At 67.8% G+C, this 20774-nt stretch carries 21 protein-coding genes and 1 tRNA gene; 10 read left to right on the forward strand and 12 right to left on the reverse strand.

Translation table 11 applies throughout. From position 1 onward, the window contains the following. The first annotated feature begins 51 nt into the window (after nt 1-51). From ACH0CP_RS04270 to ACH0CP_RS04280, 3 genes are all read left to right on the forward strand, one after another. Nucleotides 52-924, forward strand: coding sequence for a dienelactone hydrolase family protein (locus tag ACH0CP_RS04270; RefSeq protein WP_294442114.1), 873 nt, complete (start codon nt 52-54; stop codon nt 922-924). Nucleotides 925-975: 51 nt separating this feature from the next. Further along, nucleotides 976-1590 (forward strand): glutathione S-transferase family protein, encoded by a 615-nt coding sequence (locus ACH0CP_RS04275; RefSeq protein WP_294442113.1) that lies wholly within the window; start codon nt 976-978, stop codon nt 1588-1590. 61 nt (nt 1591-1651) lie between these two features. Beyond that, nucleotides 1652-2461, forward strand: coding sequence for an energy transducer TonB (locus tag ACH0CP_RS04280; RefSeq protein WP_294442112.1), 810 nt, complete (start codon nt 1652-1654; stop codon nt 2459-2461). On the opposite strand, the gene ACH0CP_RS04285 is transcribed toward ACH0CP_RS04280, so the two are convergent. The 4 genes from ACH0CP_RS04285 to ACH0CP_RS04300 form a co-directional block, all read right to left on the reverse strand. After that, nucleotides 2447-2653, reverse strand: coding sequence for a DUF1289 domain-containing protein (locus ACH0CP_RS04285; protein ID WP_406875798.1), 207 nt, complete (start codon nt 2651-2653; stop codon nt 2447-2449). The two genes, ACH0CP_RS04280 and ACH0CP_RS04285, sit on opposite strands and share 15 nt — an antisense overlap. Further along, entirely contained in the window at nt 2647-3117 is a 471-nt protein-coding gene (locus tag ACH0CP_RS04290) for an NUDIX domain-containing protein (protein ID WP_294442110.1), read from the reverse strand. The genes ACH0CP_RS04285 and ACH0CP_RS04290 overlap by 7 nt, the downstream gene beginning before the upstream one ends. A gap of 2 nt (nt 3118-3119) precedes the next feature. Beyond that, the gene (locus tag ACH0CP_RS04295) at nt 3120-4508 is read right to left on the reverse strand and encodes a DEAD/DEAH box helicase (protein WP_294442109.1); all 1389 of its coding nucleotides are present in this window, start codon (nt 4506-4508) and stop codon (nt 3120-3122) included. Between the two features lie 97 nt (nt 4509-4605). After that, complete coding sequence (locus ACH0CP_RS04300; protein ID WP_294442108.1) at nt 4606-5067, reverse strand: hypothetical protein; 462 nt, start codon at nt 5065-5067, stop codon at nt 4606-4608. A gap of 58 nt (nt 5068-5125) precedes the next feature. Here ACH0CP_RS04300 and ACH0CP_RS04305 point away from each other — a divergent pair, with 58 nt between their 5' ends. Both ACH0CP_RS04305 and ACH0CP_RS04310 read left to right on the forward strand, forming a co-directional pair. Next, nucleotides 5126-6574: an FAD-binding oxidoreductase gene (locus ACH0CP_RS04305; protein ID WP_294442107.1), complete on the forward strand. Its 1449-nt coding sequence runs from the start codon at nt 5126-5128 to the stop codon at nt 6572-6574. Nucleotides 6575-6628: 54 nt separating this feature from the next. After that, nucleotides 6629-7402 (forward strand): SapC family protein, encoded by a 774-nt coding sequence (locus ACH0CP_RS04310; protein WP_294442106.1) that lies wholly within the window; start codon nt 6629-6631, stop codon nt 7400-7402. A 257-nt stretch (nt 7403-7659) separates the two neighbouring features. Here the strand turns inward: ACH0CP_RS04310 and ACH0CP_RS04315 are convergent, their stop codons facing one another. Next, nucleotides 7660-8493 (reverse strand): N-formylglutamate amidohydrolase, encoded by an 834-nt coding sequence (locus ACH0CP_RS04315; RefSeq protein ID WP_294442105.1) that lies wholly within the window; start codon nt 8491-8493, stop codon nt 7660-7662. 119 nt (nt 8494-8612) lie between these two features. Here ACH0CP_RS04315 and cpdR point away from each other — a divergent pair, with 119 nt between their 5' ends. Together cpdR and ACH0CP_RS04325 are read left to right on the forward strand one after the other, a co-directional pair. Further along, a complete protein-coding gene (gene cpdR, locus ACH0CP_RS04320; protein WP_294442104.1) occupies nt 8613-8990 on the forward strand; it encodes a cell cycle two-component system response regulator CpdR in 378 nt (125 codons plus the stop codon). 47 nt (nt 8991-9037) lie between these two features. Next, a tRNA-Val gene (locus ACH0CP_RS04325) sits at nt 9038-9112 on the forward strand. A 63-nt stretch (nt 9113-9175) separates the two neighbouring features. Here the strand turns inward: ACH0CP_RS04325 and ACH0CP_RS04330 are convergent. The 5 genes from ACH0CP_RS04330 to ACH0CP_RS04350 form a co-directional block, all read right to left on the reverse strand. Continuing rightward, nucleotides 9176-10561, reverse strand: a complete 1386-nt coding sequence (locus tag ACH0CP_RS04330) for a PepSY domain-containing protein (RefSeq protein WP_294444558.1) — start codon at nt 10559-10561, stop codon at nt 9176-9178. Between the two features lie 10 nt (nt 10562-10571). Next, nucleotides 10572-12761 carry a TonB-dependent siderophore receptor gene (locus ACH0CP_RS04335; protein ID WP_294444559.1) on the reverse strand — a complete coding sequence of 730 codons (2190 nt, stop codon included), beginning with the start codon at nt 12759-12761 and terminating at the stop codon, nt 10572-10574. Between the two features lie 91 nt (nt 12762-12852). Continuing rightward, a complete protein-coding gene (locus tag ACH0CP_RS04340; protein ID WP_294444560.1) occupies nt 12853-13278 on the reverse strand; it encodes a hypothetical protein in 426 nt (141 codons plus the stop codon). Nucleotides 13279-13317: 39 nt separating this feature from the next. Then, on the reverse strand, nt 13318-14160 hold the full coding sequence (locus tag ACH0CP_RS04345) for a MaoC family dehydratase N-terminal domain-containing protein (RefSeq protein ID WP_294444561.1): 843 nt from the start codon (nt 14158-14160) through the stop codon (nt 13318-13320). A gap of 51 nt (nt 14161-14211) precedes the next feature. After that, a complete protein-coding gene (locus ACH0CP_RS04350; RefSeq protein ID WP_294444562.1) occupies nt 14212-15114 on the reverse strand; it encodes a fatty acid desaturase family protein in 903 nt (300 codons plus the stop codon). 52 nt (nt 15115-15166) lie between these two features. On the opposite strand from ACH0CP_RS04350, the gene ACH0CP_RS04355 reads away from it, so the two are divergent. The 3 genes from ACH0CP_RS04355 to ACH0CP_RS04365 are packed head-to-tail and all read left to right on the forward strand — an operon-like array spanning nt 15167 to nt 18130. Further along, on the forward strand, nt 15167-15964 hold the full coding sequence (locus ACH0CP_RS04355) for a PaaX family transcriptional regulator C-terminal domain-containing protein (RefSeq protein ID WP_294444563.1): 798 nt from the start codon (nt 15167-15169) through the stop codon (nt 15962-15964). A 41-nt stretch (nt 15965-16005) separates the two neighbouring features. Beyond that, a complete protein-coding gene (locus ACH0CP_RS04360; protein WP_294444564.1) occupies nt 16006-16224 on the forward strand; it encodes a hypothetical protein in 219 nt (72 codons plus the stop codon). A 52-nt stretch (nt 16225-16276) separates the two neighbouring features. Continuing rightward, the gene (locus ACH0CP_RS04365) at nt 16277-18130 is read left to right on the forward strand and encodes an AMP-binding protein (protein WP_294444565.1); all 1854 of its coding nucleotides are present in this window, start codon (nt 16277-16279) and stop codon (nt 18128-18130) included. Between the two features lie 109 nt (nt 18131-18239). On the opposite strand, the gene ACH0CP_RS04370 is transcribed toward ACH0CP_RS04365, so the two are convergent. Together ACH0CP_RS04370 and ACH0CP_RS04375 are read right to left on the reverse strand one after the other, a co-directional pair. Next, nucleotides 18240-19067, reverse strand: a complete 828-nt coding sequence (locus ACH0CP_RS04370; protein WP_294444566.1) for an arylamine N-acetyltransferase — start codon at nt 19065-19067, stop codon at nt 18240-18242. Then, entirely contained in the window at nt 19064-20746 is a 1683-nt protein-coding gene (locus ACH0CP_RS04375) for an acyl-CoA dehydrogenase (protein ID WP_294444567.1), read from the reverse strand. Before ACH0CP_RS04375 ends, ACH0CP_RS04370 begins: the two co-directional genes overlap by 4 nt. Between the last annotated feature and the right edge of the window lie 28 nt (nt 20747-20774).

Here is a 20774-nt window from a genome sequence, read left to right on the forward strand (position 1 = left end):
CGCTAGCCTGCCGCCGAGCCCCGGGGTGGAGGCCGATTCGAGGAGAGACGTGTGACCGATCCTTCGCTGCGCGACCGCGCCGTCCAGCTTTACGATGCCTTCACCCACGAACATCGCGATCGCCGCACGCTGCTGCGCCAGATGACCGCGCTCGCCGGGTCGGCGGTCGCGGCGGAGGCGCTGATCGCCGGGATCGCTGCTTCGCCAGCCGCGGCCGCGATCATCGATCCCGCCGACAAGCGGCTGGAGACGGAAATGCGCACCGGCACGCAGGCGGGAAAACCCGCGCGCGCCTATGTCGCCATGCCCAGGGGCAAGAAGAAGCTCGGCGTGGTCCTCGTCATACACGAGAACCGCGGCCTCACCTCGCATATCCAAGATGTCGCGCGCCGCGTGGCGCTGGACGGCTTCATCGCCATCGCGCCCGACCTCCTCGCGCCGCAGGGCGGCACCCCGGCGGATGAGGACAAGGCGCGCGCACTGATCGGCAGCGTCGACTATGATCTCGCGCTGGCCCAGGCGCGTGCCTTTGCCGATGAGGCGCGCCGCCTGCCGCGCAGCGACGGAAAGGTCGGCATGATCGGCTTCTGCTGGGGCGGCGCCTTCGTGAACCGCATGGCGGTGGCCGGCGGGATCGACGCCGGCGTCTCCTATTACGGCCCGGCCCCCGCTCCGTCCGAAGCTGCCCGCGTCTCTGTCCCGCTGATGCTCCATTATGCCGGCACCGACGCCCGCGTCGCGCAGACCGGCGAGCCATGGGTCGCCGCGCTCAAGGCAGCCGGCAAGCCGGTCGAGGCGTTCACCTATCCCAACGTCGATCACGCCTTCAACAACGACACCTCGGCCGCCCGCTACAACAAGGCTGCGGCCGATCTCGCCTGGGGCCGAACCACCGCGTTCCTGCATAAACATCTTGACGGCTAGGGGATCTTTGTTCCTATTCTGTTCGCGAAAGAATCGGCCGGGAGAGATGCCGTGGCGGACTTGATCTTCTACACCAACCCTATGTCGCGCGGGCGGATCGCCCGCTGGATGCTGGAGGAAGTCGGCGCGCCGTACGAGACGCGGCTCGTCGACTGGACGGCGAAGCCTGATGACTTCCTCGCCGCCAATCCGATGGCGAAGGTGCCCACCATCGTCCACAAGGGCCGCGTCGTCACCGAATGCGGCGCGATCATCGCCTATCTGGCGGATAGCTTCCCCGAAGCAGGCCTCGCGCCGACCGTGGACGAACGCGCGGATTATTATCGCTGGATGTTCTTCGCCGCCGGGCCGGTCGAGGCCGCAACCACTGATCGCGCGCTAGGCGTAACGGTGAACGACGATCAGAAGGCGATGGTCGGCTATGGCGATCTCGATCGCGTGGTCGATACGCTGACAAAGGCGGTCAGCGCGCACGACTTTATTGCCGGCGACCGCTTCACTGCGGCGGACGTCTATGTCGGCAGCCACATCGGCTGGGGCGTGCAGTTCGGCTCGCTGCCAAAGTCCGATGTGTTCGACGCCTATCTCGCGCGGATCAATGATCGCCCCGCGGCGGTCCGTGCCCGCGAGATCGACGACGCGCTCATCGCCGGCCAGCAGCAATAGCGCTGCCGGGCCGATAGGTTCGGCCAGCAGCCGTTCAGCAGCGTCATGCGTTTAGCCGCGCATGGCCTATGCCGTGCCGCATCGTCATCCCTGGAACCGGGACCGCGTCGTCGCCGCGTTGCTCGCGATCGCGGTCCAGCTGGCGCTTGGCTATGCGCTGATCCGCGGCCTCTCGGTGCGGTTTCCGGACGCGGTCGAGCAGAGTTTGAAGCTCTTTTCGGCGGAATCGCCACCCAAACCGCCACCACCGCGCACCATCCCTGCACCAAAGCTCGCCGCCAAACGACCGGAAGGGCGCGCATCGGCACCGAATTTGCGCAGCCGCGCCACGGAAATCGCAGCCCCGGAGCCGGAGGTGGTCATCCCCGTGCCCCCGCCACCCGTGGTTGTTGCACCCAAGCCCTTCACCCAGAACGATCCCACCTCGGGCTCCGCCTTGGTGCGCGGGCCGGGCACCGGCGCCGGCGGTTCGGGTGACGGCTTCGGCAGCGGCGGTGATGGCGACGGCGATGGTTCGCGCGGCCGCGACGCCGGCGAGACCCCGCCCCGCTTCCTGCGCGGACGGATGAGCACCTCCGACCTTCCTGAGGAGCTGTTCGTCACTGGCTTCAACGGCACGGTCGGCGTCCGCTATGTCGTCGACCGTAGCGGCCGCGTGCCTTACTGCGAGGTCACCCGCTCCAGCGGCAACGCCACGGTCGACGCCATCACCTGCCGCCTGATCCGCGAACGCTTCCGCTACCGCCCCTCGCGCGACGCCGCCGGCCGCCCGGTCGAATCGACCATCGTCGAGAATCACACATGGGAAGTGGAGGCCGACACGGTCGAGACGGTGGAAACCGTCCGCCGCCGCCGCCTAACCCCGTGGTGACGTCGCCTGCTCGAACCGCCGCTCCTCGGCTGCACTGACGATCTTTTGCCGCCGGGCCGCGTCCGCCCCCGACCAGTCGCCGATTTCTACTAAGGTACGGAAGCAGCCAAGGCACATCGCGCCCGCTGCATCCAGCCGGCACACGCCGATGCACGGCGACGGCGGCGATTGGGGCGACGCGTCGCTCACCACGTCCCATGCCCCTGCCGCCCGCCCAGCAACTCCGCGATCCGCCGTCGCGTAGCGGGCGAGGTTCTTTCCGGCAGCGCATCAGGCGCAAACCATCCGGCCTCGGCAATCTCGCGCGGATCGGCGGCGCGCAGCTCATCCGGCCGTGCCACATCGGCGATGAACACGATCACGTGATCGTCCTTCGCTTCCACCCGGTTGTGATAGACCCCCAGCACCCCGGCGATCTGCGCCTCCGCCACGGCCACTTCCTCGCGCAATTCGCGCCGGATCGCCTCTTCCGCACTCTCGCGCTTGTCGACCCCGCCGCCCGGCAGGTACCAGCCTGCGACATAATGGTGCCGCACCAGCGCGATCCGCCCCTGCGGATCCCGCAGCACCGCGCGCACGCCGAAAGTCCGCGGGCGGGCGACACGCCAGTAGAGCCGCATGACGCGCCCGGCGATCCGGTAGCGCCATGCCACCATCGTCAGCTGCCGAGCGAGACGCTCAGGAATGCAGGGATCGGCCCGTTCCAGCCATCGTCGGCCGCGCCGTCATCGCGCTGCGGTTGCTCGCGCCGCTCGTCGCGAGCGCGGGCCGGCGCCTTCTCCTCACGCCGCGGTGCGCGAGGTTCCTGCGCTGCCGGTGCAATCGGTGCCGCCCGCTCGTCCGCCGCCGGCTTCGCCCCGCCCCTACGGCGCGAACCACGCCGCGGTGCCTCTCCCGCCTCGTCAGCAGCAGGGGCCGAAGGAGCCGCAGACGCCGCCAGCCGCGGGATCTTCTGGCCGGTCAGCTTCTCGATATTCTCGATGTTCTCGGCATCATCCGGCCCGACCATCGTGTAAGCGGTGCCGGTGGCCCCAGCGCGGCCGGTGCGGCCGATGCGGTGAACGTAATCGTCCGGGTGCCACGGCGCATCGAAGTTGAAGACGTGGCTCACGCCCTTGATGTCGAGCCCGCGTGCCGCGACGTCGGAGGCGACGAGGATGTTGATCTCACCGCGCTTGAACCGGTCGAGCTCCGCAATGCGCGCCGACTGCTCCATGTCGCCATGGATCTCACCGGCCCGGAAGCCATGCTTCTTCAGGCTCTTGTTGAGCTCGCGCACGGTCGTCTTGCGGTTGCAGAAGATGATCGCGTTGGTGACGTCTTCGGCGCGCAGCAGATCGCGCAGCCGCTCGCGCTTGTCGAAGGCCGATCCCTTCACCGGCACCACCCACTGGGTGATGTTGATGTTGGTGGAGGCGGGGCGCGCGACTTCGATCGTCTTGGGATTGCTGAGGAACTTGTCGGCCAGCTTCTTGATCGGCGGCGGCATCGTGGCCGAGAACAGCAACGTCTGGCGCTGCTTGGGCAGCTTGGTGCAGATTTCTTCGATGTCGGGGATGAACCCCATGTCGAGCATGCGATCCGCCTCGTCGATGACGAGCATGTTGCAGCCGTTGAGCAGTATCTTGCCGCGGCTGAACAGGTCCATCAGGCGGCCCGGCGTCGCGATCAGCACGTCGACGCCCTTTTCCAGCGCCTTCACCTGATCGCCCATCTGAACACCGCCGATCAGCAGCGCCATCGAGAGCTTGTGATACTTGCCGTAAATCTCGAAATTTTCGGCGACCTGCGCGGCAAGTTCGCGAGTCGGCTCCAGGATCAGGCTGCGCGGCATCAGCGCTCGGGCCCGGCCGTGGGCCAGGATGTCGATCATCGGCAGCACGAAAGACGCGGTCTTTCCGGTGCCCGTCTGGGCGATTCCGATGATGTCGCGCATCATCAGCACGCTGGGGATGGCGGACGCCTGGATCGGCGTCGGCTCCGTATAGCCGGTGTCACCAACGGCGCGGAGAAGTTCGTCTGATAGGCCGAGGTCGGCGAAGCTCATGGCGATCCTGAAAAGAGCGCGGGTCGATGCCGCGCCTGATCTTGCGCGCGAGACGCGATTGCGCCCGTGTTGTCAAGGAAAACGGGAAATTTCCCGGCTATTTCCCGCTATTCTTTGGCTGCAGCGTCCGAAAACGGCTTATCTGGCACCGCGCGCCCGATCGCGAACGCAGCGCGTCGCGCTTCGCACAGACCATCCCGTCCGGCGCGCGCTTGATGTAGAAGCCGGTGTAGAAGTTCAACGTGGGGCAATCATCGTCGAGCTTGGCACGCAGACGCCGTCCGTCGGTGACGATCAAGTCGACGTCGCCGGTCTCCGCGATCGCCGCGCTCGCCAGGGTCGACGCGGCAACGCACTTTGGCGCCTTGCGTTCGTGCCAGGTGATCCCCTCGTCCGCCGAAGCGCGACGCGGCGGCAGGCGCGGGATCCGGATCACCACGCGCTCGCGAAAGCCGATCTGCGCGACCGCCGCGCCCTCCATGCTACGCGGCCCGCTCGCCGAAACGACGATCGGGGCAAGTAGCGCGAGGGGCAGGGCAGGACGGGCAAGGAATGACATCGGATCGGGCGGTCGGTGGCCTGAACTGTTTGAACATCGGATGAATTGGGGCGAATATATGGCAGTGACCCCTTCTCAAACCCGTCTTCTGCAATCGCTTGCGCCGGTCGTGCCGCCCGCAGCGATCGTCACCGACCGTGATCTCATCAGCCCGTGGGAAACGGACTGGCGCCAGCGCTGGCACGGCCACGCTGCGATCCTGCTCCAGCCCGCCTCCGTGGCCGAAGTGCAGGCGATCGTCACCGCGGCGTCGGCCGCCGGCGTGCCGCTGGTGCCGCAGGGCGGCAACACCTCGATGGTGGGCGGCGCGACGCCGCCGCCGGACGGCAGCGCCGCCATCCTGTCGCTGCGCCGCCTGAACGCGATTCGCGCCATCGATGCCGAAGCGAACCTTGCGGTGGCCGAGGCCGGCGTCATCCTCGCCGACCTGCACGAGGCCGCGCACCGGGCCGGCCGCCGCTTCCCGCTGACGCTCGGCAGCCGCGGCTCGGCGACGATCGGCGGCCTCGTCTCCACCAATGCCGGCGGCACGCAGGTGCTGCGCTGGGGAACGATGCGCGGGCTCGTCGCGGGGATCGAGGCGGTGCTGCCCGATGGCAGCCTGTACCAGGGCCTGTCCGCGCTGAAGAAGGACAATCGCGGCTATGATCTGACGCAACTGCTGATCGGCGCCGAAGGCACGGTCGGCGTCGTCACCGCGGCGACGCTCCGGCTTGCGCCCGCCATCATCGCGCGCACCGTGGCATGGGTCGGCCTCGCCTCGCCCGACGCCGCGCTCACCCTGCTGCGCCGCTTTCAGGCGACGACGGAGGCGGTGGAAAGCTTCGAGCTGCTGCCGGCCGAATCGCTCGCTGCGGTATTGGCGCATGTGCCGGGCGCCCGCGCGCCGCTGTCGGACGACCATCCGTGGCACGTCCTGATAGAGGCGGTGTCGGGCAGCGACGCTTCGCCCCAGTCGGTCGTCGAACAGGTGCTCGCCGCCGCCATTGCGGACGGCATCGTTGCGGACGCGACGATCGCCGCCAGCGAGGCACAGGCGGAGGCGTTCTGGCGCATCCGCGATTCGATCTCCGACGCGGAGCGCGCCACGGGTCCGGCGGCACAGCACGACATCTCCGTCCCGGTCGAAACCATGCCGCGCTTCATGATCGAGGCGTCGGCGGCGTGCGAGGCGCGCTTCCCCGGCACGCGCGCCAGCGGCTTCGGGCATCTCGGTGACGGCAACGTCCATTTCCACGTGCGCGCACCCAAGGGCGCGGATCGTGCCCGCTGGCTGGCGGAGGAAGCGCCGGTCGTCACCCGCTTCGTCGATGATCTGGTGGTGGCCGCCGGCGGCTCGATTTCGGCGGAGCACGGCATCGGCCAGATGAAAGTTAGCGAGCTTGAACGGCTCTCATCCCCGGCCCGTATGGCTGCCCTGCGCGCGATCAAGGCCGCCTTCGATCCGAATGAACTGTTCAATCCCGGGAAGCTTGTCACGCTTGCGCCGCGCGCAGGGGGCGAATAGGGCGCGGTTCATCCGGGTGGCTGGGGCCGCCCGCCCAGTATCCGGAGAGATTCAATGGCCACCGCGCCGCAGCCGCCACTTCCGCTCTTCTACAACGGCCTGGAGCCGCTCTCGAGCGAGCTGCACGCCGATTACCGCGTCCGTCCCGCAACCTCGGCGGCGTTCCTCGCGACGCAGCATGCCGTGCCGGTGACGGTGGACGAATTCACTTTGGTGCAGCGTTTCATGCCGATCGTCTTCTCGGCAGGTGACGATGCGATCCCGATCGCGCTGATGGGCCTGAACGAGGGCGTCAACGTCTTCGTCGATGACGAAGGCAAGCTGCGCGACGAGAATTTCTACGTGCCCGCTTACGTCCGCCGCTATCCGTACCTCCTCGCCCGGCTGCGCCCGGATGCGGAGGAGCTGTCGCTCTGTTTCGATCCCACCTCGGACACGATCGGCCGCTTCGACGAAGGCGAGCCGCTGTTCGTCGATGGCCAGCCGAGCGAAGCGACCAAGAACATCCTGCAGTTCAACGAGCAGTTCGAGCAGGCCGGCGCCCGCACCTCGGCGTTCATGAACGACCTTCGCGAGGCCGAGCTGCTGATGGACGGCGAGGTCTCGATCCAGCACGAGAGCAATCCGCAGCCATTCGTCTATCGCGGCTTCCAGATGGTGAACGAAGAGAAGCTCGCGGACCTGCGCGGCGATCAGCTGCGCAAGATGACCAAGAACGGCATGCTCCCGCTGCTGTACGCGCACCTCTTCTCGCTGTCGCTGATGCGTGACGTGTTCGCGCGCCAGGTGAATCTGGGCAAGATCCCGGCGCCGAACCCGCTGGTCTGATAGCGGCTCGGCGGCGCCGGATCCGTCCGGCCGCCGGCGGAATTGCGATGACTGAACGCCGGGGCCGCGAACAGCGTCTCCGCCGTTCTGCCGTTGCGACGAGTGGCTCGCGAATCAGCTTGAAACCAAATGCCGGCTTCCTAAGTTATTGAGGTACGGTTTCCGTGTCCCCCCTTTCGCGGAACCGTATGACACGCCTTCGGGTGTGTCTCCTCCCTGAACCTTGGCCACCTCGGGCCTCGCCCGAGGTGGTTTTTTTATTCCGCGGCCAGCGATGAAGGCAGGGCGATCGCCTCGTCCGCCAGCACGTCGATAATCCCCCGCACCAGCTGCACTACCTGGTCGAACCCCGCGCCGGGCTGGTCGAGCCGCGAATCGAGATAGAGCGTCCGGTCGATCTCCAGCTGCACGGCGTGGATCTGCGCACCGGGGCGGCCATGCCGCTCCAGGATATGCCCGCCGGCGTAAGGCGCATTCACTGCATATTCGATGCCCCAGCCGACCAGTTCGTCTCTAATGCGGCCGACGAAGCGGCTCGCCGCCGCTCGGCCCAAGCGATCGCCGATCACGATCCGCGCACCGCTGCCCGCGATCGGGGGCATCGAATGGATGTCCAGCAGCACCGCGACGCCGAACCGCGCCTGCGCCGCCTTTAGCGCTGCCTCCAGCGCCGCATGATAGGGCCGATGCGTGCTCTCGATCCGCGCCACCACCTCGTCGCCGCTCAGCCTGCGCCGCCACAATTCCCCGGCGGCGCTGGTCCGCCGCGGCACCAGCCCGAGCCCACTGCGCACCTTGGCGCTCAAATGGCCGGCCGGTGCGCCGTCGTCGATTCGCGGATCGCGGTCATGCTCGGCCCGGTTAAGGTCGATCCAGGCGCGCGCGACGCGCTGCACGATCATCGTCTCCACGCCCCGCGCCGCCAGCGCGACCGCGTCGACATGCCGGTCCTCCAGCCCCGTGAGCGCCGCCAACGGTACGCGGGCGAAGGATTGCACCGTCGGTGGATAGTCGCGCCCCGCATGCGGCACGGAAAGGATCACCGGGCTTGCCGGCGGAACCTCGCCGATCAGATCGTAGGAAGGGCGCATTGCGGCTCAGCCTATGGAACAAGTGGAAGTGCCGCAATCCGGGACACTCCGAAGGCCAATCGTCTGGAAATGTTAAGACGTTTCCGCATACTCGGCCATCGAAGGGCAGGAACCGTTTGATGATCCGAATTCTGTTGGCCGAGGATGACCAGGTGATGCGCGAGTATCTCGCCCGCGCCCTGGAGAAGTCCGGCTACGCCGTAACCGCCGTCGATCGCGGCACCGCCGCGCTCCCGCTGGTCGAGGAGGAGGAGTTCGACCTTCTGCTCACCGATATCGTCATGCCGGAGATGGACGGCATCGAACTGGCGCAAAAGGCCAGCGAGCTTCGCCCGCACCTGCGCGTCATGTTCATCACCGGCTTTGCCGCCGTCACGCTGAAGGCGGGCAAGACGATGCCGCAGGCGCGCGTCCTCTCCAAGCCGTTCCACCTGCGCGATCTCGTGCTGGAGGTCGATCGCATGTTCGAAGTGGGCGAATTTGCCGGATTGAATTGACGGGCTTGCGCCGGCCGCCACGTCCGGCTAATGGCCCCGCTCCCGGGGGGCGTGTAGCTCAGTGGTAGAGCACTGTGTTGACATCGCAGGGGTCGCAAGTTCAATCCTTGCCACGCCCACCATTTAAAAAACCCGCCAGGCCATCGGCTTGGCGGGTTTTTTGATGTCCGCGTTCCGGCGCGCGCTCAGGCCGGCGACGGCCGCCGCGCGACCACGCCGACGATCCACTCGATCGCCGCCACCACGATCAGCGACGCGCCCAGCAGCGGGAACAGTACGCCCGCCACCGTCAGCATCACCATCGCGCCCACGATCCGCGCCTGCGGAACGCGCGGCGGCGCGGCCAATGTGCCCTGCGGTCGCCTGCGCCACCACATCACCGCGCCGCTCACCACCAGCAGGATGATCGCGACGCACGTCGCCAGCATCACCAGCTGGTTCACCAGCCCGAAATAATTGCCCATGTGCAGCTGCACGCCGAGCTCGATCGTTTTCGCGACCACCCCGTAGTCGGCGAACCCCACCTCGCCGATGAGGTGGTGATTGTAGCGATCGAAATAGAGCGTGCGCTGCCCCTGCGGCCGATCGGGATAGCTGTACGCGGTATAGACGCCGGTGGGGTCGGTCGGCGGAAACAGCCGGTATCCGCCGGCCAGTCCATGCTCCCGCGCGAGCTTGGCCGCGATCGCATCCAGCCCGGCCACTGCCGTGTGATCCGTGCCGCCGCTCGCCGGGGCGTGCCCGGCATGACCCGGCGCCGCATGCGCCTGGGACGCCGGCATCGGCGCCTTCTCCATCGTCCATGCCGCTTCGCCCAGCGCGCCCTTCATTGTCGGGCTGTTCGGCACGCTGTAGGTGCGATGCGCCGCCGGATAACCGAGGCCGAGCGCCCCCGCGCCGCGCTGCATCACCTCGCCTTGCACCAATGCCCAGGGAAGCCCGGTCAGCAGCAGGAAGGCGATCAGCGCGATCCCCCACACGCCTGTCGTCGCATGCAGGTCGCGCCAGAACAGCCGCCCCCGCGCGCGCAGCCGCGGGAACAGCACGCCGCCGAACCGCCGTGATCCGCGCGGCCACCACAAGTACAGCCCGGTCGCGATGAGGACGAGCGCCCAGCAGGCGGCTAGCTCGACGATCAGCTCCCCAGTCGTGCCCATCATCAGCGATCCGTGCATCGTATCGGCAAAGCCCACCAATGTGCGCACATAGACGAACGAGCCGAGCACACGCCCGCTTCCCGGGTCGACCGCCACCCGCACCGGCTCCCCGTTCGCCGGCGTGATGAAGACGATGGCCGATCGATCCGTCCGCTCCGGGAGGTCGATGCGCGTGACGGTGCCCGGATGCACGTGCAGCGCCGCTTCCACCATCCGTGACGGCGGCGCGCTCTTCGCATGCGGCGCGACGCGGTACAGCTGAGGGCTGAGCGCCGCGTTCAGCTCGTCGTTGAACAGGTAGATCGCGCCGGTCACCGACAGGATCAGCAGGAACGGCGCCACGATCAGCCCGGCATAGAAATGCCATCGCCAGATCGCCCGATAGGCTCGGGACGTGGCAAGTGCGTCGCTCATCCCCGCCCCCTCAAAATCGCGTCGCAAGCGTCACGTCGACGCTGCGCGGCGCACCGACATAGATCTGGCTCGGGCTATAGCCGGACCAATAGCCGTAGAAACGATTGGCAAGGTTGCGTCCGCGCACGGTGACGCTCCCCCAGTCGGCGCGATAGGTCAGCGCCGCATCGAGGATCGTATAGCCATCCACGCGGATCGCATTGTCTGTCCCCGTGTAGAGATTGCCGACGTGCCGTACCGCCCCGCTCGCGGTCAGCGGCGTGCCCGGCAGCTCATAATAAAGCGTCAGGTTCGCCAGCCGCTGCGGTACGTTGACCGGCCGGTTGCCGCTGAGGTCGACGCCCCCCGCGCCGGTCAGATCGTCGTATCGCGCCTTCAGCAGCGCGCCATTGGCGTCGATCGACAGGTGCCGCGTGATCGCGCCCGACAGCGACACTTCCACGCCGCGCGAGGATTGCGCCCCGCCCTGCACCTGCACGCTCGGCCGCATTGGATCTCGCGTGATGATCCCGTCCTGCCGGATCCAGTATCCCGCGGCGGTCAGCGTCATCCGGTCGCCGAACAGGCTCGTCTTGATCCCGCCCTCGATCGAATTGCCCTTGGTCAGGTCGACACTCGCGCGCAGCACGTTCGACAGGAGCAGCGAGCCGACCGGTGCCACGGCATGGCTGTATTGCGCATAGAGCTGCGTCCTCGGCGCCACGTCATAGACGCTGCCGATCCGGCCCGACAGCGCGCTGTAGCTGCGCCCGAACCGCTGCGTCGTCCCAAGGTTCAGATCGTCGATCCGCCGGTCGAGCGTGATGCGGTCGAAGCGCAGCCCGCCCAGCAGCAGCCAGCGATCCGCAACGTTCACCGCGTCATCCGCAAACAGCGCCCAGCTCTTCACCCGGGAGGTGAAATCGGCGCGATTGCCTGGCCCCGGGAAGTTCGCCGCCGTGTCCGCCGGAAATACGCCGCGCGCCGGGTTGAAAGGATCGACGGGTGCCGCGGTGCCGAAGCGCCGCTGCGTACCAAAGCGAGTCCCGCCATATTCCACGCCGATGTTGATGCGGTGGCGCATGCCAGCGAGCGCGAAGTCGCCGCCAAGATAGGCGCGGTTCGACCAGAAATCGTGATCATGTGCGATCCGCGTGGTGCCGCGATCGAGCAGGCGTGAGCCCTCGTCGAAGGTGAAATCCTCCGAATTCTCCCATTCGCGATTCCCGCGATACAGGCTCGCCTCGTCGGTCAGCGTCCAGCCACCGCCCAGATCATAAGCGATCCGCGCCCGGCCCCAGTAACTGTCCGAATCCATTCGCCCGTCGGCGACATTGTAGTTGCGGTTCCGCATTGCGCGATCGAGCACATAACCGCCCGGCGCCGTCACGATCCCGCTCGGGTCACGCGCCACGCTCGCCGGCACCAGCGGCGTGCCCTGATAGGGCGTGCGTGCGCGATCCTGGAAATAGTCAAACGCCAGCGAAACCGACAGCCGCTCGCTCGCCTGCCAGGCAAGGCTCGATGTCGACTGGATGGTGCGCGTACCGGTGTCGTCGGCGTAACCGTCGCTGCGCGCCACCGACAGGTCGCTGCGCAGCGCCACGTTCCGGACCAGCGGCTGGTTGATCCCCAGCCCGATCCGCGCGCTGTCGAAGCTGCCGTAGCTTGCCAGCATGTCGATCGCCTGCGCGTCGAAGCTCGGCTTCTTGGGCACTAGGTTGATCGTGCCGGCCAGCGCACCTTCGCCATAGAGGATCGAGGCAGGGCCCTTCAGCACCTCGACCCGCGCGAAGTTGAAGCTGTCGTAATTGCGGTTGAGGATCGTCGAATCCGCGATCCGCATCCCGTCGAACAGATAGGATACCGCGCCGGTCGAAAAGCCGCGGATGCTGGCGCTCGCCGGCTCCCCCGGCAGCAGCCCCGCGACCACGCCCGGCACGCTGCCATACGCCTCCACCGCGGTGCGCAGGCCCTTCGCCTGCAACGCTTCCTGCGTGACCACATCGACGGTGGCCGGCGTTTCGCGCAGCGTCAGACCAAGGCGGCTGCCGACATCGGACGGCGTATCCAGGTGGCGGTGCTCCCGCTCGGCGGTGACGACGATGTCGCGAGTGGCGAGGTCGCGGTCGGCTGGATCAGGGGCTTCGGCATGGGCCGACACAGGCACAAGCAACAGGCCCGGCGCCACTGCGCCGAGCAACATGGAAACGCGGAACATCGACAATACCTCTGGTCGCCCCGCGCCGGCGGCACGGAGGCGTGATGGGGCACAGGCGCGCGCGGCGCGGCGCGGCGCCTGTCGCTGGGGATCAGGTCAGAGGAAGAAGGGGCGGGCCGCGCAGCGGCGGCCGCAAGCGGCGCGCCTGCGCCACCGAAAGCGGGGGCGAAGGGGCGGCGCCCAGCGCCATGATGAAGGCGATCAGGCCTGCGATCAGGATCGGGTCGATCGCGCCCAGCGCCTGATGCGACAGGCCGGCAAAGGCGCAGGGCATCTCCGCCTGCGCATGCACCGGCTTGTCGTCATGATGCCCGGCACCATCGCCGTGCATGCCGGCCATCGGCATCGGATTGGGCTTGGGCACCGGCACCGTGCCGGGGCAAAGCGTGATCGCCATCCGGCCATGCTCCACGGAGAGCATGTAACCACCCGGGATGAGCAGCTTCATCGCCAGCGCCGCGGCAAGGATCAGCACCGCCAGATGGCGTTGCGCCAGGAGGCGGCGAAGCGCAGTCACGCCGCCGGATTAGCGGTCGGCGCCAGCCGCGTCACTTGGTCATTGTGTCCCAGGCGTGGCCTGGATTTCCGCCTCGGCCTCCATGCAGGCACAGCCGTCCTGGTCAGTGGTCCACAGCGCCACCTTGCCCTCGCCGGCGAGATTGAGCGCCGCCGGCTGGTTCACGAACAGCGGGCGCACCCCGCGGAACGAGAAACGGGTCAGGCGCTCGCCCGGCCGGGTGCGCAGCAAATGGTCCGCCAGCAGCATCGCCTGATACGGACCGTGGACGACAAGATCGGGATAACGCTCCTGCTCGACGGCATATTGCCGGTCGTAATGGATGCGATGCGCGTTGAAGGTCAGCGCGGAGAAGCGGAACAGCGCCGTCGCATCGGGGGCAATGGCGCGCCGCGCGCTCGCCTCGCGCGGGTCCGCGGGGGCGGCGGGCGGTGTGCCGTTGCCGTCACCGCGGAACACCAGATCCTGTTCCTCCACCACTGCTGCCGCGCCATCGATCATGATGTCGTGCCGCACCGTGACGAAGGTCAGCCGGCCAGATCGCCCATCCTTCACCTTCACGTCGGTGACGATGCTTCGCCGTGTCGCGCTGGCACCGATCGGCAGCGGCGCGTGGAACGTCAGGCGGCCGCCGGCCCACATCCGCCGCGGCGCCTCGATCGGCGGCAGCGCGGCGCCCCGCGCCGGATGGCCATCGACGCCGATGGTCGATTGCGGCGCCTCGGGCAGAAAATACATCCAGTGCGCGAGCGGCGGCAGCTCGCCCGCTGGCCAGTGCGCCCCGTCATGATCGAACAGCGCCGCCAGCCGACGCAGCGGCGCCGCGACCAGATCGTCCTGCTGCTCGCTCACCGTTGGCGTCCAGCCGTCGAACTCCTGCATCAACCCTCTCCACTTGGCCGTTCCTCGGAGCGGCTAAGTGCGGCGGGCGCGTCAGGCAACCGCCGGCATCGGCTTCACCGCGCGGCGAATGACATCGGCGTACCCGTTCGATACGCAGGTGTAGCCGTCATAATAGCCGCGCGAGACGAGCAGGCGGTGCATCGCGGCGAGGCGATAGGGCGGCACGCCGGCGGCCAGGTGATGCTCCAGATGATAATGCACATGGTTCGGCGCGACGAACAGCCTCTCCCACCAGCGCGCCACCGTCGTCGAGGTATTGCGGCGCGGATCAAGGTCACTGCGCTCCGCCGCCACGCCATGCTCGCCGATCTGCCGCAGTCGCACGATCGCGGGATAGACGAACAATTGCGCCACCCACCACAGGCCATAGGCCCACCAGCCCCCCGCCAGCGTTAGCGCCGTGAACAGCCCGACGTGGAAGGCAAGCCATGGCCACTGGGCCGCAAAGCGGAACTGGCGCAGTTCCCGCATCAGGTCGCGAAAGCCCGTCCGCCCCGTCAGATCACGCGCGAACTTGCGCTTCAGCGAGTCACGCGTGATCGGATAAGCGTGGACGAAGATGATGTCCGGGTCCTGCGGCGTGCCCGCGAACCGATGATGCTTCAGGTGATAGCTGCGATATTTCGCCAGCGACGTGTTCATCGGATTGCCCGCCAGCCATTGCCCCACCCGCTCGTTCAGCGTGCGCGAGGCGAACAGCGCGTGATGCGCGCAATCATGGACGATGATGCCAAGCCCCAGCTGCCGTCCCGCGATCAACAGCACCGCCAGCACGATCGTCAGCGGATTGGGCCAGGCAATCGCGAGCGCGAACGCGCCGGCAATGATCGCCCAGTTGGCCGCCACCACCCACCAGCCGCGCGCATTCGACGGCCGCATCAGCACGGCCAGTTCTTCCTTCGAGATATAATCGGTAAGCGGCGCAGGCTTCATGACGATGGATCCTACCAGTGACGCAGTGGAAAATATAACGCATGAGCGCGGCATGAGTCAATTTGCGTTACAAGACTGGCGCCGCCCGATCCCCGCGCGCGTGCTGGCTCTGGGCTTCCTGTCGTCGTCGCACGAGCCGATGCGGGTTGCCGATCTCGTCCGCCGTGCCGCGATCATGCAGGTCGATGGCGCCGCAATGCGGGTGGCGCTCGGCCGGCTTTGCCGTGAGGGGATCGTCGAACAGGTGGAGCGCGGGCTCTACGCGATCGGCCCGGCAGGCGTGGCGCTCGATCGACGCGCCCGCAGTTGGGCCGATGCGGAAGCACGCGTGCGCGAGTGGAACGGCCGCTGGGTGATGGTGCTCGCCGATCATCTCGGCCGCACCGACCGCCGCCGCCTCCGGCTGCGCGAGCGCGCGCTATTGCTCTACGGCTTTGCCCGCACGGCATCGGGCGCGTGGCTGCGTCCCGACAACCTCGCCGATCCGCTGCCCGACCTCGCTGCGAACCTTACCGCGATCGGCCTAGACCCCGACGCGACGGTCATCGGCGACGCCGCCACCTTGCCGGCCGAGGACGAGACTTGGCGCACCCTGTGGCCCGCCGCGGCGCTCGAACGGGGCTATCGCCACTGGATCGACGAGATGGCCGTCAGCCTCGATCGCCTGCCCACAATGTCCGATGAGGAAGCGGCGCGCGAGACGCTGTTGCTCGGGCAGGCCGTGATCCGCGCGATCAACCGCGATCCGCTGCTGCCGGCCGCCTTGGTGGATACCGGCCTGCGCGCCGAGCAGGTCGCGGCGATGCGCCGCTACGATGCGGTCGGCAAGGCGTGCTGGGCGAGGATCTGAAACGGCGGAACCGCGCGCCCAGCCCAAGGCGTTGATGCGCCATGGCCTATGATCTTGTTCCCCTGCCGCACCACCAGAGCCAGCGCGCGAAGCTCACCCTGCGCCTCGGCAAGCGCGCGCGTCTTTGCGCCCGTGTCGAAATGACGAGTGAGGGCCTGCTGGCGGTCGGTGCGCTCGTCTCCTCGATCCTCCTCTCCACCGCGGTCCTCGTCGGCGTGTCGATACGCGAAGGCGGCAAGGCGAAGGCGATTCAGCGCTAGGCGAAACTAATACACCTGGCTTATATCGGGGCAAAATCCAGGAGAGACCCCGATGGCAACCGCCCCCGCCATGCCCAGCCAGCCGCCGTTCAAGCGCCTCCCGCAGAAGGGGCCGGACATTTCGGTCGAGCATCGTCCGGACGGCACGATTCTGATCAGCTCGAACCACGCCATGGGCAGGCCGCCGCGCTCCATCCCGCACCTCATGGCGGAGAAGGCCGCGCTCCACCCGGATCGCCCCTGGCTGATGCAGCGTGCGCCCAACCACGGCCCATGGCAGGGCGTCACCTATGCGCAAGGCAAGGCCGCCGCAGACAGCGTCGCGCAATGGCTGCTCGATCGCGGCCTTGGCGCGAACGACGCGGTGATGTGCATCAGCGGCAATTCGGTCGCGCACGGCATCCTGATGCTCGGCTGCTTCACCGCCGGCGTGCCGATCGCACCCTTGAGTCCCGCGTACAGCCTGATCTCGACCGATCACGCCAAGCTGAAGCATTGCTTCAACACCGTCCGCCCGCGCATCGTCTTTGCCGAAAATGCCGCGCAGTTTGAACGCGCCTTCGCCACGCTGCGCAGCCTCGATCCCTCCCTCACCTTCGTCACCATGGACGGCAGCGCCGGCACCATCCCCTTTGCCGAGCTGACCGACACCGTCGCTACCCAGAAGGTGGACGAAGCGCGCGAGGCGCTGACGCACGAGACGGTCGGCAAATATCTCTTCACCTCTGGCTCGACCGGCATGCCCAAGGGCGTGCCGCAGCATCAGGGCATGTTCGTGAACCTGATCGCCGCGTCCGAGGGGCTGCGCGACGATCCCGATCCGGTCGATCACCCGATCTCGCTCGACTGGATGCCGTGGAACCACATCTCCGCCGGCACGATCCACTTCAACGCCAATATCGCCGGCGGCGGCACGCTCTACATCGATGAGGGCAAGCCGATCCCCGGCATGTTCGAGACGACGATCGCGAACCTGCGCGAAGTCTCCCCAATGAGCTTCGGTTCGGCCCCTGTCGCCTTTGCCATGCTGGCCGACGCGATGGAGCGCGATTCCACACTCCGCCAGGCGTTTTTCAAGAACCTGCGCGGCATGGGCTATGGCGGCGCGACGCTGTCCGACGATCTCTACGATCGCATGCAGGCGCTGGCGATCGCCGAGACGGGTGAGCGCATGCCCTTCACCACCATGTACGGCGCGACGGAAACCTTGGGCGTCACCGTCGTTCACTGGGCATCGGAACGCGTCGGCCTGATCGGCCTGCCGCTGCCGGGCTCGACGCTCAAGCTCGTGCCCAACGGCGCCAAGCTGGAAGTTCGCGTGAAGGGTCCGACCGTCACGAGAGGCTATCACAATGACCCGGAAAAGACCGCCGCAGCCTTCGACGAGGAAGGTTTCTACATGCTCGGCGACGCGGCCAAGTTCATTGATCCCGAGCGGCCCGAGCTCGGCCTTGTGTTCGACGGCCGCGTGACCGAGGATTTCAAATTGTCGACCGGCACCTGGGTCTCGGTCGGCACGCTTCGCCCGGACATCTGCGCCGCCTGCTCGCCGTACATTCAGGACGTGGTGATCGCCGGTCAGGACAAGCCCTATATCGCCATCCTCGCCTGGCCCTCGCAGGCCGCGCTTCAGACGCTGGCGGAGGCATCGCCCGGCGCCGATCCGATCCCGACGCTTGAGGCGCTGGTGAAGGAAAAGCTGGAGGCGTTCAACGCCGCCGCCGGCGGCTCCTCGCGCCGCATCCGCCGCTTCGCCATCCTGCGCACGCCCCCGTCGATCGACGCCGGCGAGATCACCGACAAGGGCTATGTCAACCAGCGCGCGACGCTGACGGCGCGCGACGATGTTGTGAAGGCGCTGTTCACCGAGGAACTCAGCGACGGCGTGATCGAGGTCGACGCGTAACGCCCGGCCGACCCGTCATTCCCGCGAAGGCGGGAACCCATATCCTCCAACGCCGCGGCCTCCATCAGGACCGCGGCGTTCATGTATCGGCTATTCGCGACGCGCCCGCTCAGAACAGCCCGAGCGCCGCGACATCCTCTTTCGACAGGTCGATGCCGAACATCATGCTCAGCCGCATGCGATAGACGCGCGGATCCTCGATCACCGCCGCCGTCTCCTCCTCGCCCGCCCGCCGGCGATACTGCCGGTCGGTCAGCGTCGCCAAGCCGTGCGGCAGTACGATGCTCACCACCTTCAGCGTGGTGAAGCGGGTGTCGGGCGCGGTCGACGTCCAGCGGTTCGCCATCTCCAGATCCGCCGGCCACACCGTGTCGGTGGTGAAGCTGTACTGCGGCTGGAAGCCCTCGCCCCCGCCACGCCCGTCGGTGGTCGCGCTATGCCCATCGCGCAGCAGCATCCAGCCATGCTCCGCATCGCGCACCAGCCGGAACGTCGCGCCATCGGGCGCCTCCGCCTCGGCGCCATCCACCAGCGGCATCACCGGGGTGTAGCTGCCGCCAAAGCCCGGATCCGCGATCCACTGCTCGTCGCCGAAGGTCACGAGGCTCAGCGTATGCGTCTTGGGCGGCACGCCGCCGCCGTTCAGCCACACCCGCGCCAGCAGCGGCCGCGCCTCGAACCCCAGCGCTTCCAGCGCATCCAGGAACAGCCGGTTATGCTCGAAACAATAGCCGCCGCGCCCGGCGACGACGAGCTTGCCGAACACCGCGTCGGACGAAATGTCGATCCCGCGTCCCAGCGGCACGTCGAGATTCTCGAACGGGATTGCCAGTCGGTGCGCGCGCTGCACCGCCGACAGGCCATGATGGTCGACCGTCGCGCGTGCCGGCAGGCGGATGCGCTCCAGATAGGCGGGCAGGTTGAACGGCAGGCTCATGCGGCAAACGCCTCCGCCTCGAGTGCGTAGAGCGGCGCAGCCGGCGCCTCCGCCGCGGCGCGCAAGCCCAGCGCCTCGGGGACGATCTGGTCGAGGTAGAAGGCAACGACCGCCTTCTTTGCCTTGCCGAACGCGTCGTCGCCGGCCTCCGCCGCCTCGCGCTCCAACAGCCAGCCGCAGGTCGCGACCGACAGCATCGTCAGGAACGGATAGCTCGCCGCCAGCCGATCATCGGCATCCGCCGTCTGCAACCGCCGGCCGACCGCGTCGCACGCATCGACCAGATCGCCCAGCGCGAGATGGGAGGCACTTCGCAGATCCTCGATCAGCGTCGCGAACGCCGCGCCGTTCGACAGCGAGAGCTTTCGGCCCACAAGGTCCGCCGCCTGGATCCCGTTCGTGCCTTCATAGATCGGGGTGATCCGCGCATCGCGGAAGAACTGCGCTGCGCCCGTTTCCTCGATATAGCCCATGCCGCCGTGCACCTGCACGCCAAGGCTGGCGACCTCATTGCCGATGTCGGTGCCATGCGCCTTGGCAAGCGGCGTGGCGATCTCCAGCCGGTCACGCGCCGCAGCATCGCCCAGATTGGCGCGGTCCACCTGTCCTGCGGCATAATAGACCAGCGCGCGCGCGGCCTGCGTCTGCGCCTTCATCCGCATCAGCATGCGCCGCACGTCGGGATGCTCGATGATCGCCGCCGGCTGCCCCTCGCGCGCGCCCTGGATGCGCTCGCGGGCATATTCCACCGCCTTCTGTGTCGCGGCCTCCGCCACCTGCACGCCCTGCAGGCCCACGTTGAGGCGGGCGTTGTTCATCATCGTGAACATCGCGCGCATGCCCCCGAACTCCGGCCCGATCAGCTCGCCGACGCACTCGTCATGGTCGCCGAACGACAGCACGCAGGTGGGCGAGGCATGGAGCCCCATCTTGTGCTCGATCGACACGACGCGAACGTCGTTGGGCGTGCCGTCGCTGCGCACCTTGGGCACCAGGAACAGCGAAATGCCCTTCGTTCCCTTGGGTGCATCGGGCGTGCGCGCGAGCACCAGATGGACGATGTTGTCGGCGAGGTCATGGTCGCCGAACGAAATGAAGATCTTGGTGCCCTTGATCGAATAGGTGCCGTCGCCGCGCGGCGTGGCAGTGGCCCGAAGCGCGCCGACGTCGCTGCCCGCCTGCGGCTCGGTCAGGTTCATCGTGCCGGTCCACTCGCCGGTGGCAAGCTTGGGCAGCCACGTCGCCTGCTGCTCGGGCGTGCCGTGATGCTGCAACGCCTCGATCGCCCCCACCGACAGGATCGGCGCCAGCGCAAATCCCATGTTGGCGCTGCCCAAAGTCTCCAGCACCGCGCATTGCACGGCGAAGGGCAGGCCCTGTCCGCCGAATTCCTCCGGCACGCCGATCGTGCCCCAGCCGCCTTCGACATAGGCTTTGTACGCCGCCTTGTAGCCGTCGGGCATCACCACCCCGTCCGGCGTCCACTTCGCCCCGACGGTGTCGCCGGCGCGCGCCAGCGGCGCCCATTCGCCCTCGGCCAGCTGCCCGATTCCCTCCAGCACCGCCTCGATCACGTCGGGGCTGGCGGCATGGTAGCGTTCCGTAGCGGCAAGCTCGGCAATGCGCACGATATGCTCGAGCACGAAGCGCTGCTCGGCGACCGGGGCGGTGTAAGGCATGTTCTTCTCCAGTGTCGCGCCGCTATAC

The sequence above is a fragment of the Sphingomonas sp. 179-I 2A4 NHS genome, from assembly GCF_045369135.1.
In the GTDB taxonomy this organism is placed as follows: domain Bacteria; phylum Pseudomonadota; class Alphaproteobacteria; order Sphingomonadales; family Sphingomonadaceae; genus Sphingomonas.